The 24,886-nt window shown below is 73.0% G+C and carries 18 protein-coding genes; 11 read left to right on the top strand and 7 right to left on the bottom strand.

Translation table 11 applies throughout. From position 1 onward, the window contains the following. Positions 1–64: 64 nt before the first annotated feature. The 3 genes from QOM21_RS24190 to QOM21_RS24200 all read right to left on the bottom strand — a co-directional run bounded on the left by QOM21_RS24190 (position 65) and on the right by QOM21_RS24200 (position 3,195). A complete protein-coding gene (locus tag QOM21_RS24190; RefSeq protein WP_407553140.1) occupies positions 65–1,258 on the bottom strand; it encodes an ROK family transcriptional regulator in 1,194 nt (397 codons plus the stop codon). A gap of 305 nt (positions 1,259–1,563) precedes the next feature. After that, on the bottom strand, positions 1,564–1,941 hold the full coding sequence (locus QOM21_RS24195) for a hypothetical protein (RefSeq protein ID WP_407553141.1): 378 nt from the start codon (positions 1,939–1,941) through the stop codon (positions 1,564–1,566). 168 nt (positions 1,942–2,109) lie between these two features. Beyond that, a complete protein-coding gene (locus QOM21_RS24200) occupies positions 2,110–3,195 on the bottom strand; it encodes a mechanosensitive ion channel family protein (protein ID WP_407553142.1) in 1,086 nt (361 codons plus the stop codon). A gap of 290 nt (positions 3,196–3,485) precedes the next feature. Between QOM21_RS24200 and QOM21_RS24205 the strand changes: the two genes are divergently transcribed. Further along, complete coding sequence (locus tag QOM21_RS24205; protein WP_006605595.1) at positions 3,486–4,022, top strand: HNH endonuclease; 537 nt, start codon at positions 3,486–3,488, stop codon at positions 4,020–4,022. 52 nt (positions 4,023–4,074) lie between these two features. Here the strand turns inward: QOM21_RS24205 and QOM21_RS24210 are convergent, their stop codons facing one another. Further along, positions 4,075–7,098 (bottom strand): beta-N-acetylglucosaminidase domain-containing protein, encoded by a 3,024-nt coding sequence (locus tag QOM21_RS24210; protein ID WP_407553143.1) that lies wholly within the window; start codon positions 7,096–7,098, stop codon positions 4,075–4,077. A 598-nt stretch (positions 7,099–7,696) separates the two neighbouring features. On the opposite strand from QOM21_RS24210, the gene QOM21_RS24215 reads away from it, so the two are divergent. From QOM21_RS24215 to alc, 8 genes are all read left to right on the top strand, one after another. Next, a complete protein-coding gene (locus tag QOM21_RS24215; protein WP_393895512.1) occupies positions 7,697–7,966 on the top strand; it encodes a hypothetical protein in 270 nt (89 codons plus the stop codon). Between the two features lie 6 nt (positions 7,967–7,972). After that, positions 7,973–10,126: a 4-alpha-glucanotransferase gene (malQ, locus tag QOM21_RS24220; RefSeq protein ID WP_407553144.1), complete on the top strand. Its 2,154-nt coding sequence runs from the start codon at positions 7,973–7,975 to the stop codon at positions 10,124–10,126. Between the two features lie 94 nt (positions 10,127–10,220). Then, positions 10,221–11,954 (top strand): alpha-L-fucosidase, encoded by a 1,734-nt coding sequence (locus tag QOM21_RS24225; RefSeq protein WP_407553145.1) that lies wholly within the window; start codon positions 10,221–10,223, stop codon positions 11,952–11,954. Positions 11,955–12,013: 59 nt separating this feature from the next. Continuing rightward, on the top strand, positions 12,014–12,262 hold the full coding sequence (locus QOM21_RS24230; protein ID WP_407553146.1) for a hypothetical protein: 249 nt from the start codon (positions 12,014–12,016) through the stop codon (positions 12,260–12,262). Between the two features lie 240 nt (positions 12,263–12,502). Further along, positions 12,503–13,480, top strand: a complete 978-nt coding sequence (locus QOM21_RS24235; protein WP_407553147.1) for an acyl-ACP desaturase — start codon at positions 12,503–12,505, stop codon at positions 13,478–13,480. Between the two features lie 223 nt (positions 13,481–13,703). Then, positions 13,704–14,588 (top strand): DMT family transporter, encoded by an 885-nt coding sequence (locus tag QOM21_RS24240; protein WP_407555781.1) that lies wholly within the window; start codon positions 13,704–13,706, stop codon positions 14,586–14,588. Between the two features lie 29 nt (positions 14,589–14,617). Further along, positions 14,618–15,580 carry a LysR family transcriptional regulator gene (locus QOM21_RS24245; protein WP_407553148.1) on the top strand — a complete coding sequence of 321 codons (963 nt, stop codon included), beginning with the start codon at positions 14,618–14,620 and terminating at the stop codon, positions 15,578–15,580. 106 nt (positions 15,581–15,686) lie between these two features. After that, complete coding sequence (gene alc, locus QOM21_RS24250) at positions 15,687–16,841, top strand: allantoicase (protein ID WP_407553149.1); 1,155 nt, start codon at positions 15,687–15,689, stop codon at positions 16,839–16,841. Between the two features lie 216 nt (positions 16,842–17,057). Here alc and pepN read toward each other — a convergent pair whose 3' ends face one another. Then, positions 17,058–19,625: an aminopeptidase N gene (pepN, locus tag QOM21_RS24255; RefSeq protein WP_407553150.1), complete on the bottom strand. Its 2,568-nt coding sequence runs from the start codon at positions 19,623–19,625 to the stop codon at positions 17,058–17,060. 164 nt (positions 19,626–19,789) lie between these two features. Between pepN and QOM21_RS24260 the strand changes: the two genes are divergently transcribed. Beyond that, positions 19,790–20,326: a DUF1203 domain-containing protein gene (locus tag QOM21_RS24260; RefSeq protein WP_407553151.1), complete on the top strand. Its 537-nt coding sequence runs from the start codon at positions 19,790–19,792 to the stop codon at positions 20,324–20,326. Between the two features lie 80 nt (positions 20,327–20,406). Here QOM21_RS24260 and QOM21_RS24265 read toward each other — a convergent pair whose 3' ends face one another. Further along, the gene (locus QOM21_RS24265; protein WP_407553152.1) at positions 20,407–21,438 is read right to left on the bottom strand and encodes an aspartate-semialdehyde dehydrogenase; all 1,032 of its coding nucleotides are present in this window, start codon (positions 21,436–21,438) and stop codon (positions 20,407–20,409) included. 576 nt (positions 21,439–22,014) lie between these two features. On the opposite strand from QOM21_RS24265, the gene QOM21_RS24270 reads away from it, so the two are divergent. Continuing rightward, positions 22,015–23,763: a TIGR03767 family metallophosphoesterase gene (locus QOM21_RS24270; RefSeq protein WP_407553153.1), complete on the top strand. Its 1,749-nt coding sequence runs from the start codon at positions 22,015–22,017 to the stop codon at positions 23,761–23,763. Between the two features lie 11 nt (positions 23,764–23,774). Here the strand turns inward: QOM21_RS24270 and QOM21_RS24275 are convergent, their stop codons facing one another. Continuing rightward, a complete protein-coding gene (locus QOM21_RS24275; RefSeq protein WP_407553154.1) occupies positions 23,775–24,797 on the bottom strand; it encodes a hypothetical protein in 1,023 nt (340 codons plus the stop codon). Positions 24,798–24,886: the final 89 nt, after the last annotated feature.

The following is a 24,886-nucleotide window of genomic DNA, read 5'->3' on the forward strand; positions in this document are numbered from 1 at the left end:
GGCCGGCGGGAGCTGTCCGGCGGATCCGGGGCGGCCGCGCGGGACTACCCCGTCCAGCCGGGTGTCAGGTGGTGTCGAAGACGGCGTCGCGCGCTTCGGTGAGCGCGGTCCGGAGCGCGCCGATGAGAATGGGATTGCCGGCGATATCGCTGATGCGCAGCTCCGGGCGTGGCAGGGCCAGCCCGGTGAACTCCGCCTCGACCAGGGCCCGCATCGCCTCCCCGCCGGCCTGCGCGACCTCGCCGGACAGCACCACCAGCCGCGGGTCGACGACGGCGACGACCGCGGCGAGCCCGGTCGCCATCCGGCGCGCCACCTCGGCTCGCACCTCGTCGTGCGCCAGCGCCTCCTCGACGGTGCGGACCTCCGGGTTGCCGTACTCGCGGGCCAGCTCGATCACGCTCGGCGAGCCGACCAGCCGCTGGAAGCCGCCTCCGGCGTCCGGCCGGGCTGCGCTGCGGTCGCCGCCCCGGGCCAGCGGCGCGCCGGGCAGCGGCATGTAGCCGATCTCGCCGGCGCCGCCGGTCGCCCCGCGCAGCAGCTGTCCGCCCAGCACGATGGCGGCGCCGACGCCTTCGTCGGCCCACACCAGAACGAAGTCGTCGAAGTCCTGTGCCGCGCCGTCGTGCTGCTCGGCGAGTGCCGCCAGGTTCACGTCGTTCTCGATCACGAGGGGGGTGCCCAGGACCTCGCCCAGCTCTTCCTTCAGTGCCCGCGAGTGCCAGCCCGGCAGATGCGGGGCGTAGCGCAGTTCACCGGTGTGCGGGTCCAGGGCGCCGGGCGTGCCGATCACCGCGCCGTGCAGCTGCTCGCGGCCGAGCCCGGCCTTGGCGAGAGCGCCGTCCACGGCCGCCGCGACCAGCTGGGCGGTGCGGTGCGGCGCGGCCTCGTCGATCGCGTCGGTCTCGACGCGTTCCTCGCCGAGAACCTGTCCGGTGATGTCGGCGACCGCGGCGGTGATGCCCAGTTGGTCCACGGCAAGTGCGGCGATGTGCGCGACGACCGGGTTGATCTCGTACAGCTGGGCGCTCGGCCCGGGGCGCCCGGTGACGTTCCCGGTGGTCCGCACGAGTCCGGCCGTCTCCAGCCGTGCCAGCAGCTGGGAGGCGGTCGGCTTCGACAGTCCGGTGAGTTCGCCGATCTGGGTGCGGGTCAGGGGGCCCTGGGAGACCAGGAGGTCCAGTGCGGCCCGGTCGTTCATGGCCCGCAGCACCCGCGGCGTTCCGGGCGTCCCGTGCGGACCCTGCGTTCCGGCCATGCCTGTCACCCCGTCCGTCGGCTGCCGCTGCCGCGGTCGTCCGACCGTCTGTTAGTAAACCTTCCAATTGATGAACAGGAAGGTAGGTCGGCTCTTGGGGCGCCGTCAATGGGTTCTGCCGGGCGACTTTCCGGGAGGCCGCGGGCGAACGGCGGAGGCGGGGCGCGGGCGGCGGTGCGTACGACGAAGGGGCGCACCGGTGGTCAGTCGGTGCGCCCCTTCTGGGTGCTGTGGGAGGCGGGCTATCGGCCGTTGCCCGGTTCGGTGGGTCGCCGGCCGTCAGTCGCGTCCCTCAGCTGCGGCCCTCAGCCCTCCTGCCAGTCGACGCTTCCGACGCCGGTACCACCGCTGCAGGTGGCGGCGGAGTTGTCGCGGGCGCCCGGGTTGAGGGTCTTCCAGGGGCCGGTCTGGTCCGGCCACCAGCCGCAGACCACCGTCGCGCGGAAGGCGATCGTGCGGTTGGTGTTGTTGGTGCAGTCCGCGGTGCCCGTGCGGCCATCCGTCCGCGTGGTGCAGCTGAGGGCGCCGCCGAGGCGGGCGCCGGAGTGGGCGGCGGTCGCCTCGGCGGCCGCGGGTGCGGCCGGTGCGGCGGAAGCGGGGGCCGCGGCGGCCAGGGCCGCCGCGCTGCCGAGCATCAGAACCGAAGCGACGGCCCCCGTGGCCATGCGATTGCGGATCTTCATGGTGAAGTCTCCTTCTCCGTCGTACGTGTCGTTGGTGCTGACACCTGGGACACGGTTCGGGGGAGAGGGATGTATGACACCGGTTGATGTGATCTGGGTCACATTGACGGGTCGTCTGTGGAAAGGGCGGCCCGACCCGCCACGGGCCCGCAGCGGCTGTGGGCGGGCCTACTTGCCCAGGTTCGGGGTCGATATGGGGTTCGACGCCACGGACTGGGGTGAGAGCGGGTTGTTGAGGGCCGACGGTGCGGCGACGCCGGCTGTGGAGTCGACGGCCTCCTCCTCGGCCTCCTCGGGGGCCGGGCGCGGGGCCAGGTGGATGCCGGCCGCGTCCAGGGCGCGCTTGAGGCGCCAGCGCAGCTCACGCTCCACGCCGGGAGCCTTGCCCGGCATCGTCTTGGCCGAGACGCTGATGGTGACCGTGTCCAGGTGCACCTCGCTGAGGCCGAGCACCTCCACCGGCTCCCACAGCTGCTCGTTCCAGGGCTCGGCCTTGGACATCTCCTCGCCGGTGGCGGTGATCGTCTCGCGGGCCCTTTCGAGGTCCTGGTCGGCCGCGATCAGGACATCGACGAAAGCCGTCGACCAGCCCTGGCTGAGGTTGCCGATCCGCTTGACCTCGCCGTTGCGGATGTACCAGATGGCGCCGTTGGGGCCGCGCAGCTTGGTGACGCGCAGGCCGACCTCGATGACCGTGCCGGTGGCCACGCCCGCGTCGATCTCGTCGCCGACGCCGTACTGGTCCTCAAGGATCATGAAGACGCCGGAGAGGAAGTCCGTGACGAGGTTCCGGGCGCCGAAACCGATGGCGACACCGGCCACTCCGGCGCTGGCCAGCAGCGGCGCGAGGTTGATCTTGAGGACGGAGAGGACCGTCAGTGCCGCGGTGCCCATGATCACGAAGGAGGCGACGCTGCGCAGCACGGAGCCGATGGCCTCGGAGCGCTGCCGGCGTCTCTCGGCGTTGGCGAGCAGGCCGCCCAGCGCGGTGCCCTGCGCGGCGGCCGCGGTGCGGTTCATCCGCTCGATGAACTTGGTGATCGTGCGGCGTATCACATGGCGCAGGACCACCGCGATCACGATGATCAGCAAAATCTGCAGGCCGGACGTGAGCCACGTCCCCCAGTTCGCCTCCACCCAGCCGGCGGCGTTGGTGGCCTTCTCCGTGGCCTCGTCCAGCGAGGTCGCACCGTTGGAGCCGGGGGACGTGGCGCCCAGGGGCGCGGCAGCGGCCGGCGAAGCGGACCAGTACACAGCAGAACCTTCCGTGTGGGACAGCAGACCCGGACCCTGGTGGGACCACCGGCGGACCGGGCAGACCAACCACACTAACGGGGCAACGGGGCCGGTCCGCGCCCGTGTTCGTGGGGACAGGTCCCGCGACGGCCTGAAAGAGCCGGTGTGGAGGGATGTGGGGCGGTGTGGTGGAAAACACCTCCGACCCGTTACTCGGTCATGCTGGCGCTCCGACCAGGCACCGGGGGACACTGTGGAGAGATCGTCCCGGCGCGAGCCACGCGCCGCCGGCGTACAAGGAGGCACCCGTGCCGCATGTCCTGGTCCTCAACGCGTCGTACGAGCCGCTCGGCGTCGTACCGCTCCGCCGCGCGCTCATCCTCGTCCTCAATGAGAAGGCCGTAAGCCTTGAGGAATCCGGCGCCCTGATGCACAGCGCGACCCACGTGATACCGGCTCCGAGCGTGGTCCGCCTGAAGCGGTTCGTGCGGGTGCCCTTTCGCGGCCCCGTCCCACTGACCCGCCGGGCCCTGTTCGCCCGGGACGGCGGGCGCTGTATGTACTGCGGTGGCGTCGCAACCAGCGTCGACCACGTCATCCCCCGCAGCCGCGGAGGTCAGCACACCTGGGAGAACGTCGTCGCCGCCTGCCGGCGCTGCAATCACGTCAAGGCCGACCGCCATGTCGCCGAGATCGGCTGGCGGCTGCGGCACCAACCCGCCCCGCCGTCAGGACTGGCGTGGCGCATCATCGGTACGGGACACCGGGATCCGCGCTGGCTGCCCTACTTGCAGCCGTACGGCGCGGATGACGCCCTGGCCCGGATCGACGCCGTATCGGCGTAGGTCCGGGTTTCTTCGTCCGGGGGACGGGTGTGCCCCGCCCCCCGGACGGAGTTCACCTGCCCCTGCCGGGGCTCCCGTGCCTCTTCGGCGTGCCCTCCTTCTTCGGCGTGCCCTCGGAGCGCTTGCCGGTCACCGCGTACGCCTCCACCGACCAGAGCGAGTAGCCGTAACGGGTGCCCCGCCGGTCGCCCTGGATGCGCACGTACCGGGTGTCCTCGGCGTCCATCCGGACCGATTCGCGTCCGCCCTTGCCGTCGCGGACGGTGGCCGCCGTGCGCCAGCTGTGGCCGTCCGCGGAGACCTGCACGCGGTAGCCGGCGGCGTAGGCGTCCTGCCAGTGCAGGACGACCTGGCCGAGCCGGGTCGGGCGGGGGAGCGGGAACTGCAGCCAGGCGTGGTCCTCCAGGCGGGAGGACCACCGCGTCGAGGACTTGCCGTCGGTCGCTGCGGAGGCAGGGAAGTCCGGGGTCTCGTCGCCCGAGGAGGTGGTCCGGGCGCCACGCGCCAGGTCGGGCCCACCGGCGGGGGGATAGGCCCGCACCGTCAGCGTCTGCTTCTGCCCGGCGAAGGTGACGGGGATCTCGTACGTTCCCGACGGGGTGTCCTCGGGGAGGTCGACGGTGACACGCACGGTCGCGGTCCCGCCACGGGGCGCGGTGACCCGGTCCGGCGCGTGCACGGTGAAGCCCTTGGGCGCCCTGACGTCGAGTTTCTTGTGGACGTCCCCCGGGCGGCGGGAGAAGATCCGGGCGTCGACGCTCGTGCTGCCGCCGGTCTCCGCGTCCACCTCCGTGCGGGACAGCTCCAGCCCGGCGGGAGCGGTGTCCTCGAACCACGGGGTCAGCGCGTGCACGGACGGGGCGACCGCGCCCCTTTGCCATGACAGGCGCACCGCGTCGGCGCGCAGTCCGGCCGACCGCTTCTCGGTCCAGCCGGTGGCCGAGGTGGCACCGAGGCGCCGCCAGCCCTCCCCGGGGACGTGCGCCTCCAGGAACGCGGCGTCCGCGGACGGGCCCGGCTCGGTGAGCGCGGTGACCGCGGCCAGTGGGCGGGTCCGCCCGAACGGGACGGTCAGGGCCGTGGGGTCGGCGCCCTCGTTGGGCCGCGGGGAGTCCTTGCGTGCGCCGGTCCAGGCGTCGGCCTCGGTCATCGCGCGCTCCAGGAACGGCGCGAGGACCCCCTTGCCGACGGTCACCGGGCTGTCCTGCGCCGCGCGGCGCTCCTTCTGGGCCGCGCGCTGCGCGGTCCAGGCCGCGGCGCCGTCGCCCCGTGCCTGCGCCATCAGGGCGTCCACGGCCTGCTCGCCGGCCCGGCCGTGGCGGGCCAACTGCTCGGCCCACGGGCGCACTTCGGCGGCCAGGTCCGAATGCAGGTCGCGCGGCGCGGTGCTCATGGTGTGGAAGGCGGCCCGCAGCGCCTTCGCCGCCTTGGCGAAGTCCGCGTCCTCGCCGGGCCTGCCGGGGTTGGTCGCCGCTTCGCGGGCCTTCCAGAAGCGGGCGATCAGCGGCCGCAGATACGCCGACTCCTCGGCGCCCAGCACGGAGGACGCGTCGTTGCCGGCCAGGGCGCGCAGCGCGGTACGGGCCCGCGCATCGCCGCCCGCCAGATCCTCGATGGCGGCGTTCCAGGACTCCGCCGGGCGGTAGTCGCGCGGGTTCCAGGCGTAGTCGGCGGCGGTGAACAGCGGGATGCGGGAGGCCAGGGGCTGTTCCATGGCATTGGCGAGCAGTGCGGCGGAGCCGGTGGCCACGGCCGGCTCGCGGCCGGTGTACGGGCCGAGGAAGAGCCGGTCCTGGGCGTAGTCGTTGACCGGGTAGTTGTCCATGGTGACCAGCGGGTGGCCGAAGGCGCGGCGGGCCGTGGACAGCTCACCGCCGGTGATGGTGCGCGGGACGACGCCCACGCCGGTCCAGGCCACCTCCACGCGGTGGTCCAGGGCGTCGGAGAGCGCGCTGCGGTAGGCCGTCACGCCGTTCTGGTAGTACTCGGTCGGCATCAGGGACAGCGGCGCGGCGCCCGGATGGCGCTCCGCGAGATGCCCGGCGAGCGCGTTGGCGACCCTCGCCTGGGCCTCGGCCGCCGCCCGCGGCCCCGACCCGAAGATCTCCTCATCGGCTCCGCAGTGCCACTCGCTGTAGCTGACGTCCTGGAACTGGAGCTGGAAGGAGCGCACGCCCAGCGCCCACATCGCGTCCACCTTGCGCCGCAGCGCCCGCATGTCCTCCTCGGACGACAGGCACATCGCCTGTCCGGGCGCGAGGGCCCAGCCCAGCGTGACGTGGTTGGCGCGGGCCCGCTCGGCCAGCGCCCGGAAGTCGGCGCGCTGCGCGGCCGGATACGGGTCCCGCCACTGCGCCTGGCGGTAGGGGTCGTCGCCGGGCGCGTACAGGAAGCGGTTCTGCTTGGTGCGGCCCATGAAGTCCAGCTGGGCGAGCCGCTGCGACCGGCTCCAGGGCTGGCCGAAGAACCCCTCGGTGGTGCCGCGCACGGTGGTGACCGGCCAGTCCCGCACCGTCACCGACGCCAGCTGCCGGCCGCCGCCCTCGCGGCCGGTGACGAGCTGGCGCAGCGTCTGCGCGGCGTGGAAGAGGCCGTCCGTGCCGACGCCGTCCAGGGCGACCGTGTCGCGGCCGCCGACCTGGCCGACGGCGAGGCGGTAGCCACCGGCCGGCAGGTCGGCGCGGGCGGGCGCGCGCAGCGCCCGCAGGGCGTCCTCGGCCTGTCGCCCGCCGACGAGGATCACCGGGCCCGCCTCGGGCGTGCGGGCGCCGGGCGCCGCCTCGCGGACCGTGCCCACCCCGGCGTTGCGCAGCAGACCGCGCAGGACGTCCAGGGCGTACGGGTCGGTGTCCGGCGCGGCGACCAGCGTGGCCTCGTCGCCCAGCGGCACGGCGTCGCCCAGCTCGCGCATCGACTGGGGGCGCGGCCAGACGGCGGGCGGCTGCCCCGCGCCGGCCGGCCGGTCGGGCCGGTCAGGGGCTCCGACGGACGGGTCCGCGGGCGCCGCCTGGGCGCTCGGCACCCCGCCGAGAAGACCTCCGATGACCGCGGCGGCCAGCGCGGTGGTCCCCGCCACCCGCGCGCGTGTGCCCCCGCCGCTCCTACCGATTTTTCCGACGCTCCATCCGCCCCGGACTCGCACGGCTGCTCCTCGTCCCCGTCACAGTGCATGCCGGCTCGCGCCGGCGCCTGCCCCGTTACCCCGTTGTCCTGATACCCCGTACCCCGGCAGCCCGGCCGTCGCACGGCCCGGCGCCCCCGAAGATTCGTCCGCCGGGCCCGCGCCTCGGTGGAAGCCGTGGGTCGTGGTGCGCGCGGCGTGGAACCGGTGGTGTCGCGACCTCCGGTGCCCGTTCGGACAGACCTTCGGCTGTGAGCCCACCATTGTGGCGGTGAGGTGTCAACTGTGCGATGTGGGACGTCCCGGGCAGTCGGCGAAGTGCCGGATTTGCCCCGTGGTGGCCATCCGTCGGAGGCGCCCGGTGGCCCGCAGAAATTTCGTCACGACGCCCCTTTCACCGGTCATCCCCGCGCCCCCGGACGCTCCGCGCAGTGAAATCGCCTGCGACCGGTAGAATGTGAACTGACTCACGTTTGCAGTCCGCATACGTCTGCGATCGTGTTCCGTGGGTAGAGCAGAACGTGTCCCATTACCGATGAACGGGAGGCCCCCGGTGGCCGCATCCGCTCAGCTTCTGCTCGATGCCCTGTCGTACAAACAGGGAGGTGCGTCGATGGAGCACGATCTCTTCGACGGGGTCTCCGACCCCGACTCGGGCCTCGACGGCTCGGGCACCCTCAGCTTCGCCGAGCCGCCCCTGACCAGCGAGCCGCCGCTCGCCGACGCCGCGCCGCTCACCAGCGAGGTCCCGATCTCCGCGGAACTGCCGCTGACCAGCGAGCCGACAGCCACCGGCCTGGGTACGGAGTCCATGGAGGTCTGACGACCCATGGGCCGCAAGCGGCTCGCCCAGCTGCACGGCATCGCCGTGTCGTATGAACCCTCTCCCGGGCAGACCGTCCACATCGGGGACGACACCGTCGTCGCCGTCCTGGCCGCGCTGGGTGTCGACGCCTCGACCCCGCAGGCCGTACGCGCCGCCCTGGACGCTTTCCCCGACGGCCCCGGCCGCCCCGGTGGGGCCCTGCTGCCCCGCACCGTCGTCACGCGCCCCGACCGCCCACCGGACCTCGCGCACCTCCCCGAAGGCACCGGCCTTCGGGTGGAGACCGAGGACGGGCAGGTGCTGGAGGGGCCCGCCCGCGACGCGGGCGCGCGCAGCCCCTGGGCGCCCGGCCGGCTACCGCTCGGCATCCACACCCTGCACGCCCACACCCCCGACGGCCGGACCGCCCGCGCCCGGCTGATCGTCGCGCCCGACCGGGTGCCCGCGCCGCCCGGCCGCAGCCACGGCCTGATGGTGCAGCTCTACTCCCTCCTCTCGCGCCGCTCCTGGGGCATGGGCGACCTGGGTGACCTCGCGGACCTCGCGGCCTGGTCCGGGCGCTCCCTCGGCACCGGCTTCGTCCAGCTCAACCCGCTGCACGCGGCCGTCCCCGGCCCGCCGACCGACCCCTCGCCCTACCGCCCCTCCTCCCGCCGCTTCCCCGACCCCGTCCACCTGCGCATCGAGCACATCCCCGAGTACGCCCACCTGCAAGGCGCGGCCCGGTTACGCGCCGACGACCTGGCCGGCCGGGCGTCGGCGCTGCGCGCGGACGTCCTCGACCGGGGCGCGCTGATCGACCGGGACGCGGTCTGGGAGCTGAAGAAGGAAGCCCTGGAGCTGCTGTGGGAGGTCCCTCTGACCCCCGGCCGCCGCGCCGCGTACTGCGACTTCCTCGCCGAACAGGGCCAGGCCCTGGACGACCACGCCACCTGGTGCGCCTTCGCCGAGCGGCACGGCCCCGACTGGCGCGCCTGGCCGGCCGCGCTGCGCGACCCGCGCTCCGCGGCCACGGCGCGGCTGCGCACACAGCTGCTGGACCGCGTCGACTTCCACTGCCGGCTGGCCTGGCTCACCGACCAGCAGCTGGCCGCCGCGCAGCGGGCCGCGCGGGAGAGCGGGATGGGCGTCGGGCTGGTGCACGACCTCGCCGTCGGCGTGCACCCCTCCGGGGCCGACACCTGGGCGCAGCAGGACGCCTTCGCCGCCGGGATGTCCATCGGGGCGCCGCCGGACGCCTTCAACGCGCGCGGCCAGGACTGGGGCCTGCCGCCCTGGCGCCCCGACGCGCTGGCCGCCGCCGGTTACGCCCCGTACCGCGAGCTGCTGCGCGGGCTGCTGCGGCATGCGGGGGCGCTGCGCATCGACCATGTGATGGGGCTGTTCCGCCTGTGGTGGGTGCCGGAGGGCCGGCCGCCGACGGACGGCGCGTACGTCCGCTACGACGGCGAGGCGATGCTCTCGGTGCTGGCCCTGGAGGCGCACCGCGCGGGTGCGTCGGTGATCGGTGAGGATCTGGGGACCGTCGAGCCGGGTGTGCGGGACGCCCTCGCCGAGCGGGGTGTGCTCGGTACCTCCGTCCTGTGGTTCGAGCGGGACTACGGCGGCGGGGCGGGCGAGGGGGCGGAAGCCGCGGAGCCCGCCGCGGAAGCGGCGTCCGACGGCGAGGCCCGGATCCTGGCGCCCGAGGAGTGGCGCGCCGACTGCCTGGCCACCGTCACCACCCACGATCTGCCGACCACCGCCGCGCGGCTGAGCGGCGAGGACGTCGCGCTGCGCGAGCGGCTGGGGCTGCTCGCCGGGCCCGCGGAGCGGGAACGCTCCCGTGCGAAGTACGAACTCGCCGAGTGGCTGCGCGAGTTGGCGCACCGGGGGCTGCTGCCCGAGGGGGCGGGCGACGAGGAGGCGGCGGTCAAGGCCGTGCACCGCTTTCTGCTGCGCACGCCCGCGCGGATGGTCGGGGTGTGGCTGCCGGACGCGGTGGGGGACCGCAGGCCGCAGAATCTCCCCGGTACATGGGATGAATACCCGAACTGGCGGTTGCCGATCGCCGGACCGGACGGTCGGCCGCAGACCCTCGAAGAACTCGCCGCATCGCCCCGATTGCACGCACTGATGCGGGAATTGGCGGACGGGCAGCCTCAGCTCCGTTCTTGACGCGCACTCTTCCGGTACGTCGTTCCGTCCGGCACCATGCCGTGGACACCATCCAGACATCCGACCATTCATGGCCGGCGAGTTGGAGGGCACCATGGCATCCCGCACGGAACCGACCCCCGGGCGCCCCAGGGCCCACAGCGCCCCCCGCGCCCCCGGATCCCCGGCTCGGCGCTCCACCGGGCGGGCCCTTTGCGCGCTGGCGCTCGCCGCGGCCGCCGCCCTGCTTCCCGTTCCGGACTCCCGGGCCGCGCCCGCGCCGCCGGGCACGGGCGCCTGTGACGGGCCGGTTCGCCCCGCCTCCCAGATGGCGATCGAGCCCTGCGACAGCCCGGACCGGATCATCGACAAGGCCGCCCACATCGTCCCCACGAAGGGCCAACTCGCCTGGCAGGGGCGGGAGGTGACGGCCTTCACGCACTTCGGTATGAACACCTTCACGGACCGGGAGTGGGGCTCGGGAGCCGAGGACGAGAAGCTCTTCCGTCCCGGCCGTCTCGACGTCGACCAGTGGATGCGGGCCTACAAGGCGGCCGGCGCCGAGCAGGTGATGCTCACCGCCAAGCACCACGACGGCTTCGTGCTCTACCCCAGCCGCTACACCCCGCACTCGGTGGCCAAGAGCCCCGGCAGTCCCGACGTCGTCGGCGCCTACGTCAAGGCCGCCCGCAAGGCGGGGCTGAAGGTCGGCATCTACCTCTCACCGTCCGACGGTGCCGAACTTCCGCACGCCTGGCACGCGAGGTGGGTCGAGGAGATCCGCAAGAAGCAGGCGGAGGGCAAGCCGCTCAGCCTGCCCGAACGGGTCGCGCTGGAGGACGGCGACCAGGCGCCCCGCGGCCTGGGCCGGTTCGGCAACGGCAGCGAGGTCACCGAGCGCACCATCCCCACCCTCGTCCCCGGCGACGACCGTGCCGCCGCGGTCCGCAGCGGGGAGCTGCCCACCTTCACCGTCCGGGCGGACGACTACGACGCCTACTACCTCAACCAGGTCTACGAACTGTTCACCCGCTACGGGCCCCTGGACGAGCTGTGGCTGGACGGCGCGAACCCGTGGACGGACTCCGGCATCACCCAGAAGTACAACGTCGTGCAGTGGTTCAGGATGATCCATCAGCTCTCCCCGGACACCGTGGTCTTCGCCGGTCCCCAAGGCGCCCGCTGGGTCGGGAACGAGAAGGGCGTCGCGCGGGAGACGGAGTGGAGCGTCACCCCCTCCTCCGCCGACCCCTGGACCGTGATGGCCGGGGGCCTGCCCAACGACTCCACCGACGCCGACATCGGCTCCCGCGACAAGCTCCTCGCGCCCACCGCCAAGTACCTCCAGTGGTACCCGGCGGAGGCCGATGTCTCGCTGCGGCCCGGCTGGTTCCACCACCCGCAGGAGCGGCCCAAGACGCCGGGCGCGCTGCTGGACCTCTACGAGAAGAGCGTCGGGCGCAACGCCTCGCTGCTGCTGAACGTCCCGCCTGCCCGGGACGGCCGGATCGCTGCCGAGGACGTCGCCTCGCTCACCGCCTTCGGCACCGCCGTACGCGAGACCTACGGCGCCGACCTGAGCGCCGGTGCCCCGGGCCCGCGCACCTTCGACCGGGTCGGCCTCGCCGAGGACATCCGGCACGGCCAGCGGGTGGAGCGGTTCACCGTCCAGGCCAGGACCGGCGGCACCTGGACGAAGATCGCCGAGGGCACCACCATCGGGCACCGGCGGATCCTCGCGCTGCCCGCGCCGGTGACCGCGGACGCCGTACGGGTCGTGGTGCAGCAGGCCAGGGGCCGGACGTATCTGAAGCCGGTCACGCTGCACCGCAGCCGGCCGCCGGCGTGAGGGGCCGGGGAGGCCACCCCGGGCGCGCGGGGCGACGGCGGGTCCGATACGTTGACTTCGTGAGCAACAAGGTCAATAAGAATGTCCTGCGCGCCGGAACCATCACGGCCGGCACCGCGCTGATGCTGCTGATGTCGTCCCCCGCGTTTGCGCTCACGCGCGACGACGGTGACGACCCGGGTCCGGGTCTGAGCGTGATCGAGACGCTCGGCCTCTACGTCGCTGCACCCCTCGTCCTCTTCCTGGTCATCGCCGGGCTGGTCATGGTGGGCGACAAGAGCCACAAGCCGGCCAAGACCAAGGGCTGACACCGGCCCCGGTGACGCCTCGGGCGCCCCTCGGTTCTGATGAACCGGAGGGCGCCCTTTGTCGTACCTGGGGGTATTTCCGCAGGTGAGAAACCGGTTGCGAGGAGGCTATCGGGCGGTTTTCCGGTGGTTTGCGAGGGGCGAAGTGTTTAACCGGACCAAACCTACGATGACGTAACCTACGGAGCCGTAGGTCAACCTACGTCCCCGTAGGTCATCGTCGTCCCCAGGAGTTCCCGTATGACCATCGCCCCCGCCCGCCAGAACGGAGAGCGCGGCCAGACCGCCTGGAGCGACGCCCAGCTGCTCTACGCGCTCGAAGAGGTCGTCGAGAAGGAACTCAACCGGCACCTGAAGGTCGCCAAGGAGTGGATGCCGCACGAGTACGTGCCCTGGAGTGACGGGCGCAACTTCGACGGGGTCATGGGCGGCGAAGCCTGGGCCCCCGAGCAGTCCAAGGTCACCGACATCGGCCGCACCGCTCTCGTGGTCAACCTCCTGACCGAGGACAACCTCCCCAGCTACCACCACGAGATCGCCACGCTCTTCGGCCGCGACGGCGCCTGGGGCACCTGGGTGCACCGCTGGACCGCGGAGGAGGGCCGGCACGGCATCGTCATGCGCGACTACCTCCTCACCAGCCGCGCCGTGGACCCGGTCCAGCTGGAGCGGTTCCGCATGGCGCACATGGAGGAGGGCTTCGAGTCCGACAACGCGCACAGCATGCTGCACTCCGTCGCGTACGTCGCCTTCCAGGAGCTCGCCACCCGCATCTCGCACCGCAACACCGGCCACCACTCCGGTGACCCGGTCTGCGACCGGATGCTCTCCCGTATCGCCACGGACGAGAACCTCCACATGGTCTTCTACCGCAACCTCCTCGGCGCGGCCTTCGAGCTCGCCCCGGACCAGACCATGTGCGCGGTGCGCGACGTCGTCACCGGCTTCCGGATGCCCGGCCACGGCATGCCCGGCTTCGAGCGGGCCGCGGCCCGGATGGCCATCGGCGGCATCTACAACCTGCGCATCCACCACGACGACGTGCTGCAGCCGGTGCTGCGTTTCCTGAAGGTGCTGGAGATCGGCGGCCTCGGCCCGGCCGGGCTGGCGGCGCAGGAGGAGCTCGGGCTCTTCATGGGCGGCCTGGACGACCAGGCGCGGAAGTTCGACGAGCGCCGGGCGGCGCTGCTCGCCCGCCGCGAGGCCCGTAAGGCGTAGCGGACGCCGCAGGCGGGCCCGTCGGGGGCCGGGCCCGCCTGCCGTCAACGGCTCACGGCTCCATCGAATCGTTCAGTTCAACTTAATGAATTGATCGAAAGTTTTCGATGGACCTGATGAATAGCCGACTGTCACGGTGGATCTCCACACCACCGAGGGAGAGGAACCCGTGGCAGCAGTCCTGGAGAGCATCCGTGCACCCCGTACACCGTCCGCGAAGGGTATGGGGCTGACGCTCGCCCTGACGGCGACCGTCGTCTGGTCCGGCAACTTCGTCATCGCCCGCGCACTGCACGAGAGCGTCCCGCCCGTGCAGACCGCCTTCTGGCGCTGGATCATCGCACTGCTCGCGGTCGCGCCCCTGGCCCTCCCGCAGGTCCGCCGCCAGTGGCCGGTCATCCGTCGGCACCTGCCCTTCCTGGCGGCCGCCGCCCTGCTGGGCGTCACCCTCTTCAACACCCTCATCTACCAAGCGGGCCGCAGCACTTCCGCCACCAACATGGCGATGATCGCGGCGGCTTCCCCGGTGATGATCGCCCTGTTCGACCTCGTCGGACGCCGCGGCGGCCGCGAGAAGCTCGGCGCGCGCAGGGTCGCCGGCATGGCGATCGCCCTGCTCGGCGTCGTCACCCTGGTCGGCAAGGGCTCCCCGGCGGCCGTCCTGCGCCTCGACTTCGCCACCGGCGACCTCTGGATGCTCGCCGCGACCGCCGCCTTCGCCGGCTACAGCGCCCTGCTGCGCCGCCGCCCCGGCGGAATCAGCGGCCTCTCCTTCCTCTTCATGACCTTCGCGCTGGGGGCCGCGATGCTGCTGCCCGCCTACGGCGTCAGCCTCGCCGTCGAAGGCGGCTTCGCACTCACGGCGGCGACGGTGGGCCCGCTCCTCTACATCGGCGTGCTCTCCTCCGCCGTCGCCTACTTCACCTGGAACAAGGCGATCGCGCTGGTCGGCGCCGCACGGGCCGGAGTCGTCTACTACCTCCAGCCGGTGTGCGTGGCACTGCTGTCGGCGGCCGTCCTGGGCGAGGGCGTCGGGGCCGTGCAGGTGCTGTGCATGGCGCTGATCGTCGCCGGGGTCGCCCTGGGGGCGGCGGGCGGCACCCGGTGACCAGCGGGGCGGGTGCGTACGCTGCCCGCATGGCCGACTGGGACATCAAGAAGCTGCGCATCCTGCGCACACTCCACGAGCTGGGTACGGTCACCGCGACCGCCGAGGCGCTGCACATGACGCCCTCGGCGGTCTCGCAGCAGTTGACGGGCCTCGCCAAGCAGCTCGGGGTCACGCTCCTGGAGGCCCACGGGCGGCGGGTGCGGCTGACCGACGCCGCCCACTTGGTGCTGCGGCACGCCGAGGCCGTCTTCGCCCAGCTGGAGCGCGCCGACGCCGAACTCCTCGGCTACCTCCAGGGCGAGGCCGGGCAGGTGCGCGTCGGGGCGTTCTCCACGGCCATCCCCGCGCTGGTGGTGCCCGCCGTCCAGGAGCTGCGCCGTACGCATCCGGGCCTGGCCGTCGCGGTGCGGGAGGCCGAGGCGGAGGCCGCGTACGAGCTGCTGGCGGAGGGGGCCGTCGATCTGGCGCTGTCCCTGGCCGCGCACGCGCCGACCCCGCGCGACCCCAGGTTCAGCCGGGTCTCGCTGCTCGCCGACCCGCTGGACGTGGCGCTGCCTGCCGGTCATCCGCTGGTCGCCGAGCCGGGGCTGCGGCTGGCCGACCTGGCGGGCGAACCATGGATCTTCGGCAGCAGCGGACCCTGGTCCCAGATCACCACCACGGCCTGCGAGAGCGCCGGCTTCGTCCCGGAACAGGCACACGCCGCCGCCGACTGGGGCGCCATCCTGGCCATGGTCGCGGCGGGGATGGGCGTCGCCCTGGTGCCGCGGATGGCGATGCCGGCCGGCCGCGGGGAGCGGGCGGTCAGCGGGGTGGCGCTGCGGGTGCTGCACGCGGACCAGCCGCGCCGCCATGTGGTGGCCGCCGCGCGGCGCGGCTCCGAAGGGGCGCCGGGCCTGGCCCGGGTGCTCGCCGCGCTCCAGCAGGCCGCGGCGACGCAGTCGCGGGGCGAGGCCCCACGGGCTTCCGGGACCGGCCCGCACGTCTGAACCGTTCAGTTCCACTGAATGTATTCCTCAAGAACTTTCGATGGACCTGCCCGGTGGGGTGCTGCGACGGTGGAGACGTCAGCACCCGCCACCGCGAAGGGCAGAGATGACCACCACCCCGGCCGCCGCCTCCAACGATCCGCACGCCAACGACGCCAACCCGTACGGTGGCGGAGACCCCTTCGCCGACTACCGCGGCGGGGACTTCCCCTTCACCTCGCTCGTGGATCTCGCCGACCGCCGCTTCGGCGCCGGTGTGATCGCCGCGAACGACGAGTTCTTCGCCGAGCGCGAGAACCTGCTGAAGCCCGGCCCGGCGGTCTTCGACCCCGAGCACTTCGGCCACAAGGGCAAGATCATGGACGGCTGGGAGACCCGGCGCCGCCGCGGCGCCGACGGCGACCATCCCTTCCCGACCGACGACGAGCACGACTGGGCCCTGATCCGGCTCGCCGCCCCCGGCGTGATCCGCGGCGTCATCGTCGACACCGCGCACTTCCGCGGCAACTACCCGCAGCAGGTCACCGTCGAGGCCACCGCGCTGCCGGGCAGCCCCAGCCCCGAGGACCTGCTCGCCGACGACGTCAAGTGGGAGGAGCTGGTCGCGCGCACGCCGGTACGCGGCCACGCCGCCAACGGCTTCGAGGTCACCGCCGAGCGCCGCTTCACGCACCTGCGCCTGCGGATGCACCCGGACGGCGGCATAGCCCGCCTGCGGGTCTACGGCGAGGTCGTGCCCGACCCCGAGTGGCTGGACGTGCTCGGCACCCTCGACCTGGCCTCCGTCATGCACGGCGGCACCGTCGAGGACGCCTCCGACCGTTTCTACTCCTCGCCCACCCAGATCATCCAGCCCGACCTCTCCCGCAAGATGGACGACGGCTGGGAGAACCGCCGCCGCCGGGTCAAGGGCACCAACGACTGGGTCCGCTTCCGCCTCGCCGCCCAGGGCGAGATACGCGCCGTGGAGATCGACACCGCCTACCTCAAGGGCAACTCCGCCGGCTGGGCCGCCCTCTACGGCTGCGACGCGGCCGCCGGCGACCCGGCCGACGACGCCGCGTGGTTCGAGATCCTGCCGCGCACCAAGCTGCAGCCCGACACCCCGCACCGCTTCACGCTGCCCGAGACCGTCACCGCCACCCACGTGCGGCTCGACGTCTTCCCCGACGGCGGTCTCGCCCGGATGCGGGTGCACGGCAGCCTCACCGACAGCGGGCGCGCCGAACTCGGCCGCCGCTTCGACGAGCTCAACGGCTGACCCACCCGCCACACCGCTTCCGCCGGGCCCCGTGATGGGGACGCCCCGAGAGGGGACGGGGTCCGGCGGAACCGCGCTCGCCCGGCGGACGGCTGCGCACGACGCCCGTCCGCCGGGCGGTTTCACCCACAGGTGAACGACCGGCGCACCCGCCACGCACAGGGGCGCCCGGGACCACTCGGTCCCGGGCGCCCCTGTCGCGATGCGCGGGTGGCGTCAGCCGGCCGCCGCGTCCGCCGCCCGCGCCTTGAGCGCGCGCTCGACGCCCGCACGGGACTCCGTCACCAGCCGGCGCAGCGCGGCGCTCGGCTCGGCCGAGGCCAGCCAGGCATCCGTGGCGTCCAGGGTCTCCTGCGAGACCTGCAGCGCCGGGTAGAGGCCCACCGCGATCTGCTGCGCCATCTCATGGCTCCGGGAGTTCCAGACGTCCTTGACCGCGTCGAAGTACCGCGCGGTGTAGGGCGCCAGCAACTCCCGCTGGTCGGTCTGCACGAAGCCGCCGATGACGGCCTCCTGGAGGGCGTTGGGGAGCTTGTCGGACTCCACCACCGAGGCCCATGCCTCGGCCTTCGCCCCGGCCGACGGCCGTGCCGCGCGCGCCGTCGCCGCGTGCCGCTCGCCCGCCGAGGTCCGGTCGCGCTCCAGCTCCGCCGCGATGGCCTTCTCGTCGGCCCGGCCGGTGGCGGCCAGCCGCTGCAGCAGCGACCAGCGCAGCTCGGTGTCCACGGCGAGCCCGTCCAGCTCCTGCGTGCCGTCCAGCAGGCCCTGCAGCAGGTCCAGCTGCTCGGCGGTGCGGGCGGTGGCGGCGAACGCACGGGCCCACGCCAGCTGGTGGTCGCTGCCCGGCGCCGCCGCCCGCAGCTGTTCGAGCGTCTCGTCGGTCCACATCGCCAGGCCCGACTCGCGCCACTCCGGCGCCGCGTACAGCTCCAGCGCCAGCTTCACCTGGCGGTGCAGCGACTGGACGACGCCGATGTCCGACTCCTTGCCGATGCCGGAGCGCACCAGCGCGAGGTAGTCACGGGTGGCCAGCTCGCCGTCCCGCGTCATGTCCCACGCGGACGCCCACGACAGGGCGCGCGGCAGCGACTCGGTGAAGTCGCCGAGGTGCTCGGTGACGACCTTCAGCGACTCCTCGTCCAGGCGGACCTTGGCGTACGTCAGGTCGTCGTCGTTGAGCAGGAGGACGGCCGGCCGCGGGGTGTTCGCGGGGAACGGCACCTTCGTCAGCTCGCCGTCCACGTCCAGCTCGATCCGGCTGGTGCGGACCAGCTTGCCGTCCTGGAGGTCGTAGCAGCCGATCGCGATGCGGTGCGGGCGCAGCACCGGCTCGCCGGTGGCGCCGGCCGGCAGCGCGGGCGCCTCCTGGCGCACCGCGAAGGAGGTGACGTGGCCGTTGGCGTCCACCTCGATCTCCGGGCGCAGGATGTTGATCCCGGCGGTCTGCAGCCACTTCTTCGACCAGGTCTTCAGGTCGCGGCCGCTGGTCTCCTCCAGCGCTCCCAGCAGATCGCTCAGCCGGGTGTTCTTGAACGCGTGCGCCTTGAAGTACGCCTGCACGCCGGTGAAGAACTCGTCCATGCCGACGTACGCGACGAGCTGCTTGAGCACCGAGGCGCCCTTGGCGTAGGTGATGCCGTCGAAGTTGACGAGCACATCGTCCAGGTCGCGGATCTCGGCCATGATCGGGTGGGTGGAGGGCAGCTGGTCCTGCCGGTACGCCCAGGTCTTCATGGAGTTCGCGAACGACGTCCAGGAGTGCGGCCACTTCGAGCCCGGCGCGTACGCCTGGCAGGCGATCGAGGTGTAGGTGGCGAACGACTCGTTCAGCCAGAGGTCGTTCCACCACTCCATGGTGACCAGGTCGCCGAACCACATGTGCGCCAGCTCGTGGAGGATGGTCTCGGCGCGCGACTCGTAGGCGGCGTCGGTGACCTTCGAGCGGAAGACGTACTGGTCGCGGAAGGTGACCGCGCCGGCGTTCTCCATCGCGCCCGCGTTGAACTCCGGCACGAAGAGCTGGTCGTACTTCGCGAACGGGTAGGGGTAGTCGAACTTCTCCTGGAACCAGTCGAAGCCCTGCCGGGTGACGGCGAAGATCTCCTCCGCGTCGAGGTGTTCGGCCAGCGAGGGCCGGCAGTAGATGCCCAGCGGCACCGTACGGCCGTCACCCTCCCAGGTGCTGTGCACGCTGTGGTACGGCCCGGCGATGAGTGCCGTGATGTAGGTGGAGATCCGCGGCGTCGGCGCGAAGCGCCACACCGTGCCCTCCGGCTCGGGCGTCGGCGAGTTGGAGATCACCGTCCAGCCCTCCGGCGCCTTCACGGTGAACCGGAACGTCGCCTTGAGGTCTGGCTGCTCGAAGCTCGCGAACACCCGGCGGGCGTCGGGGACCTCGAACTGCGTGTAGAGGTAAGCCTGTTCGTCCACCGGGTCGACGAAACGGTGCAGTCCCTCGCCGGTGTTGGTGTAAGCGCAGTCCGCGACGACCGTCAGCTCGTTGCCGCCGGCCCGCAGCCCCGCGAGCGCGATCCGTGAGTCCTCGAACACCTCGGCCGGATCCAGCGCCCGGCCGTTGAGGACCACCTCGTGGACGGTGGGGGCGACCAGGTCGATGAACGATTCCGCGCCCGCCTCGGCGGCGTCGAAGCGCACCGTCGTCACGGACCGGTACGTGCCGCCCTCCTGCGCGCCGGAGAGGTCGAGATCGATCTCGTACGCATCCACGGTCAGCAGCCGCGCGCGCTGCTGCGCCTCGTCGCGGGTCAGATTCGTGCCAGGCACCCGTTCATCTCCTTCGCATGCAACGTCGCATCGGACTCTTCGGCCATCCTTCCACGCTGACCCGGCCGGACGCGGGCTGGTATCCGCGCCCGGGTGCCCGATATCCGGAACGAGGCGTCCGATTTCCGCCGGCGGGCGGGCCGGCCCGACGCGATGCTGAGGGCATGACGAAGCAGCCCGTGAAGTACACCCCTCGCCCCATCGGGGCCGACGCACTCAAGGAACTGCGCGCGAGCGACGACGCGGGCCGGCCCGTCCGGCCGTTCACCGCGAACGAGGACGGCGATCGTGTCGACTCCGTCGGCAGCCCGCTGCGCTGCTGTCTGCGGTCCGTCGCGCCCGGTGAGCGGGTCGCGCTCGTCTCGTACGCACCTCTGCGCCGCTGGGCGGAGGACACCGCGGCCGACCCCGGGGCCTACGACGAACAGGGGCCGGTGTTCCTCCACGCCGAGGAGTGCCGGGGGCCGGACCCCACCGCGGGCGCCGCGTACCCGTTCGCGCGGCCGGGCGCCCTGCGCACGCTGCGCCGCTACAACGCCGGGGGGCGGATCGTCGGCGGCCGCCTCTTCGAGATCCCCGAGGACGCCGGGGCCGGCTTCGACGCGGCCTTCGACGAGGCGTTCGCCGACCCCGACGTGGCGCTGGTGCATGTGCGGGCGGTGGAGTACGGCTGCTTCCAGTTCGAGGTGCGGCGGGCCTGACCGGACCCGCGGCCCGCAAAACGCGGGTGCCCGTACGGAGAAGTCTCCGTACGGGCACCCGGCGGTTCGGCGGGAGCGGATCAGCCGCGCAGCTCCGCGGCGACCAGCTCCGCGATCTGGACGGCGTTCAGCGCCGCGCCCTTGCGGAGGTTGTCGTTGGACACGAACAGCGCGAGGCCGTTCTCGACCGTCTCGTCCTCGCGGATACGGCCGACGAAGGACGCGTCCTGGCCCGCCGCCTGCAGCGGGGTGGGGACCTCGGAGATGCTGACGCCGGGGGCGCCGGCCAGCACCTCCTGGGCGCGGGCCGCGCTGACCGGGCGTGCGAACCGGGCGTTGATCTGGAGGGAGTGTCCGGTGAAGACCGGTACGCGCACGCAGGTGCCCGAGACCTTCAGCTCCGGGATGTCCAGGATCTTGCGGCTCTCGTTGCGGAGCTTCTGCTCCTCGTCGGTCTCGTTCAGACCGTCGTCGACGATGGAGCCGGCCATCGGCAGCACGTTGAAGGCGATCGGGCGGACGTAGTTGTCCGGCTCGGGGAACTCCACCGCCGCGCCGTCGTGCGTCAGCTTGGTGGCGTCCTGGTCGATGACCTTGCGGGCCTGGCTGTCCAGCTCCGCCACACCGGCGAGACCGCTGCCGGACACCGCCTGGTAGGTGGAGACGACGATCGAGACCAGACCGGCCTCGTCGTGCAGGGGACGCAGCACCGGCATCGCGGCCATCGTGGTGCAGTTCGGGTTGGCGATGATGCCCTTGGGGCGGTCGGTGATCGCCGAGGGGTTGACCTCGGAGACGACCAGCGGCACCTGGGGGTCACGACGCCAGGCGGAGGAGTTGTCGATCACGACGGGGCCGGCGTCGGCGACCTTCTCGGCCAGCGCCTTGGACGTCGCGCCGCCGGCCGAGAAGAGCACGATGTCCAGCCCCGAGTAGTCGGCGGTGGCCGCGTCCTCGACGGTGATCTCGGTGTCCTGCCAGGGCAGCGTCCGTCCGGCGGACCGGGCCGAAGCGAACAGGCGAAGCTGCTCGACCGGGAAGTTCCGCTCGGCGAGAATGCCGCGCATCACGCCGCCGACCTGTCCGGTGGCTCCGACGATTCCGATCCTCATGGGACTCCTTCTTCCTAACCTGACATCCGGTGTCTGCTGGGAACACCTGCTCAGAAGCGCTCCCATCATGTGTGTGACCCCCGTCGCGTTGTCCAATCCGTTCCACCACGTGGAGCGTCCGTTCCACGCCGTGGAGCCCGGCGGACCGGACCGCTCGGGGGGCCGCCCGTTCCTCAAGAGTGCCGCACCGCAGGCCTAAGCGGCGGTATCGGGTGTCCGGGGCGCGGCCGGACACACTCCGGCGGACGGGGGCGGGGCGGGCCCGCAATGTGCCGCTCCTCACTCCGCCGGGTGGGGCATGTCCCGGGGCCGGTGCCCCTCGGACGGTGGCGGCGCCGGTGGGCGCGGCCGGTGGCGACGATCATGGTCCCGCTACCCCGCCGGATGAACACCCGGTGACCGTCACCCGCCCCCGCGGCCAGAGGCCGATGACGGCTTCCCGGCGCCGGGACCCCTGTGCGGTGATGGGCGGACGGCGTTGCGGTGCCGTTCACGCGCAAGTTACCCCCGCTGCCAAACATCCCTGGTGACAGGGCAGTTGCGCTGCCCGGCCGCTCGCACCCGGGGAGTCCGCGCATGTCCCGTATCCGGTCCGCCGCCGCCACCCTCGACCGCCGTACCTTCCTCGCCGCCACCGGCGCCGTCGGTGCCGCCACCGGGCTCGGCCTCACCCTGGGCATCGGCGGCGACCGGCCGGCCGCGGCCGCCACCGTCCCCCCGGGGCCCGCCCCGGCCGCCCCCGAACCCGTCCAGGCCCCGGCGGTACCGCGGGTGCCGTACGCCCGCGGCACCACCCTCGGCAATGTCGCCACCCCCCGCGGCAGCGGCGGCTACCGCCGGCTCGGCGACGGCCCCGGCTGGGACCGGGTCGTCCGTGCCGACCTCGCCCCGGCCCACGGCGGGCGCGCGGACCGCCGTACGGCGCTGGCGTCGTTCGTGCAGTTCACCGACCTGCACCTGGTCGATGTGCAGAGCCCGCTGCGCTACGAATACCTGCGCTCGGAGACCGCCAGCGCCTGGCGGCCCCAGGAGGCGCTGTCGGTGGCCGGGGTGATCTCGCTGATCGAGCGGGTCAACGCGCTGCCGGGCGGTCCCGCCACCGGCGCCCCGCTGTCCTTCGTCATGACCACGGGCGACAACACCGACAACAACTCGCGCCTCGAACTCGACTGGTTCCTGACGGTGATGAGCGGCGGCCGCATCACCCCCAATTCCGGGGCCCCGCGCCGCTACGAAGGCGTCCAGGACAGCGGGCTGCCGCTGTACTGGCAGCCCGACAGCGCCCTGCGCGACTCCGACAAGCAGCGCGGCTTCCCGCAGCTCGACGGCTTCCTCGACGCCGCCATCCGCACCGTCCACAGCCCCGGACTGCGCCTGCCGTGGTACTCCACGGTCGGCAACCACGACTCGCTGGCGGGCGGCTGCTACGCCCCCGGCGACCCCTTCTTCACCGAGATCGCCACCGGCGGCCGCAAGCTGGAGACGCTGCCGGCGGCGGAGGCCGCGCGGGTGTGGAAGGCGGTCAAGGACGGCCTGGACCCGCGCGGTGAGGACTTCAAGCAGCTGCTGAGGTCGCAGGCCAAGAAGGCACGTCCGGTCACCCCCGACGAGCGGCGGGCCCCCTTCACCCGGGCCGAATACCTCAAGGCGCACCTCGACCCGGCGTACACCGGCCCCGGCCCGCACGGCCACGGCTACACCGCCGACCACCTCGCCGAGGACCGCCTCTACTACAGCTTCCCCGTCTCCGACGACGTCCTCGGCATCAGCCTGGACACCACAGACCCCGGCGGCCACTACACCGGCTCCGTCGGCGAGGGCCAGCTGCGCTGGCTGGAGCGGACGCTGAAGGACAACGAGAAGCACGCGAACAAGTACGTCCTGATCTTCAGCCACCACACCGGCAAGACGATGAACAACACCCGCCCCGACCCGGCCCGCCCCGACGAGCTGCGCCACGGCGGCGACGAACTCGTCGAGCTGCTGGCCGGCCACCCGAGTGTGGTCGGCTGGATCAACGGCCACAGCCACAAGAACGACATCACCCCGCACGGCACCTTCTGGGAGATCTCCACCGCCTCGCACATCGACTTCCCGCAGCTCGCCCGGGTCATCGAGCTGGTGGACAACCACGACGGCACCCTGTCGCTGTTCACCACCCTGGTCGAGTCGGCCGCCCCGCACCGCACGGACTTCGCCGACCTCTCCCAGACCGGCCTCGCCGCCCTCTACCGCGAGCTGTCCTGCAACGCTCCCGCGGGCCGCACCGACCTCGCCGGCACCCCGACCGACCGCAACGTCGAACTGCTCCTCAAGCGCGGCTGACCGGACCCCCGCTACCGCGGCAGCACCACCACATACGCGCTCGGCTCCCGGTCCGTCGCCGCCATCAGCGCCGTACGGATCACCGCGGCCTGCTGCTCCGGCGCCTCCCGCAGGGTGCGCGGCCCGCAGCGCACGACGGTGATGCCCAGCCGCTCCAGATGCTCCCGCTTGCGGTCGTAGGGCGAGCGCAGCGGGTCCTCCTCCGGGCGCGCGGCCCGGGTGTCGATCTCCAGGGCGACCGCGTGCTCCGGCCAGAACGCGTCCACGCCCCCCAGGTGCGGCCCGCCCGGCAGCCGCAGATCGACGTTCCACAGGGGGTCGGGCAGGCCGTGCGTGTGCACCATGGCGTACAGCCGCTGCTCGGCCAGCGCCCGGCCCTCGGCCAGCAGAGTGTCCACCGCGTCCACCACGTGCGGCCGGGTCAGCAGCCGTGCCCGGGTCAACTCCCGCACCACCGCGGTCGCCTCGCAGTGCCCGCCGCGCACCGCCTCGGTCAGCAGGCGGCGCACCGCGGACGCGTCGGTCAGCCGGCCGACCGCGTCCGCGAGGGCGCGGGGGACCGGAGCGGTGAGCACCCCGCAGACCTCCTCGGGCACCGGCATCTCCTGCGCCCGCACGATCAGCGCGAAGCCGGTCGAGCGCAGCCGCCGGGTCCGGCCGACGAGTACCTCGATCCGGTCCAGGGACGACAGCGGCGGAGCGGCGGAGAAGCCGTGCAGGGCGAGCGCCGCCAGACCGGTGATCATCGCCTCCGGTGCCTCCGGGGCCGGGCCGGCCTGGCTGGGCACGGTCGGTCCGCGCTGGGCGGCGTACAGCAGGGCGGCGTGCAGGCGCTCCTCCTCGGTCGGCGGGCCCGGGTGCAGCAGGTGGACACCGGGCAGCAGCTGCTGCCAGGGGCCGCCCGGACGGCACCGATCGGTGATCTCCGCCGTCGCGACGCCGTGCTCGCGCAGCCGGCGGGAGGTCAGTACCCGGCACCGGGAGTCGAAGAGGTGGCGGAGGGGGAGCGGGGAGAGCGGGGTGTCGTGGTTCATGACCCGGCCATTCCCGCTCCCCGACCGCCCCCTAACCGCTGTTACACGCCCGTGGCACAACCCGGACAACCCCGCCCTAAAGTACGGGC

The sequence above is a fragment of the Streptomyces sp. Pv4-95 genome, from assembly GCF_045782725.1.
GTDB lineage: Bacteria > Actinomycetota > Actinomycetes > Streptomycetales > Streptomycetaceae > Streptomyces.

Excerpts from the sequence above, each read along its gene's own strand:
- QOM21_RS24190 (WP_407553140.1), bottom strand. The coding sequence starts at position 1,258 with ATGGCCGGAACGCAGGGTCCGCACGGGACGCCCGGAACGCCGCGGGTG.
- QOM21_RS24195 (WP_407553141.1), bottom strand. The coding sequence starts at position 1,941 with ATGAAGATCCGCAATCGCATGGCCACGGGGGCCGTCGCTTCGGTTCTG.
- malQ (WP_407553144.1), top strand. The coding sequence starts at position 7,973 with ATGGGCCGCAAGCGGCTCGCCCAGCTGCACGGCATCGCCGTGTCGTAT.
- QOM21_RS24225 (WP_407553145.1), top strand. The coding sequence starts at position 10,221 with ATGGCATCCCGCACGGAACCGACCCCCGGGCGCCCCAGGGCCCACAGC.
- QOM21_RS24235 (WP_407553147.1), top strand. The coding sequence starts at position 12,503 with ATGACCATCGCCCCCGCCCGCCAGAACGGAGAGCGCGGCCAGACCGCC.
- QOM21_RS24240 (WP_407555781.1), top strand. The coding sequence starts at position 13,704 with ATGGGGCTGACGCTCGCCCTGACGGCGACCGTCGTCTGGTCCGGCAAC.
- QOM21_RS24245 (WP_407553148.1), top strand. The coding sequence starts at position 14,618 with ATGGCCGACTGGGACATCAAGAAGCTGCGCATCCTGCGCACACTCCAC.
- alc (WP_407553149.1), top strand. The coding sequence starts at position 15,687 with ATGACCACCACCCCGGCCGCCGCCTCCAACGATCCGCACGCCAACGAC.
- QOM21_RS24260 (WP_407553151.1), top strand. The coding sequence starts at position 19,790 with ATGACGAAGCAGCCCGTGAAGTACACCCCTCGCCCCATCGGGGCCGAC.
- QOM21_RS24265 (WP_407553152.1), bottom strand. The coding sequence starts at position 21,438 with ATGAGGATCGGAATCGTCGGAGCCACCGGACAGGTCGGCGGCGTGATG.
- QOM21_RS24270 (WP_407553153.1), top strand. The coding sequence starts at position 22,015 with ATGTCCCGTATCCGGTCCGCCGCCGCCACCCTCGACCGCCGTACCTTC.
- QOM21_RS24275 (WP_407553154.1), bottom strand. The coding sequence starts at position 24,797 with ATGAACCACGACACCCCGCTCTCCCCGCTCCCCCTCCGCCACCTCTTC.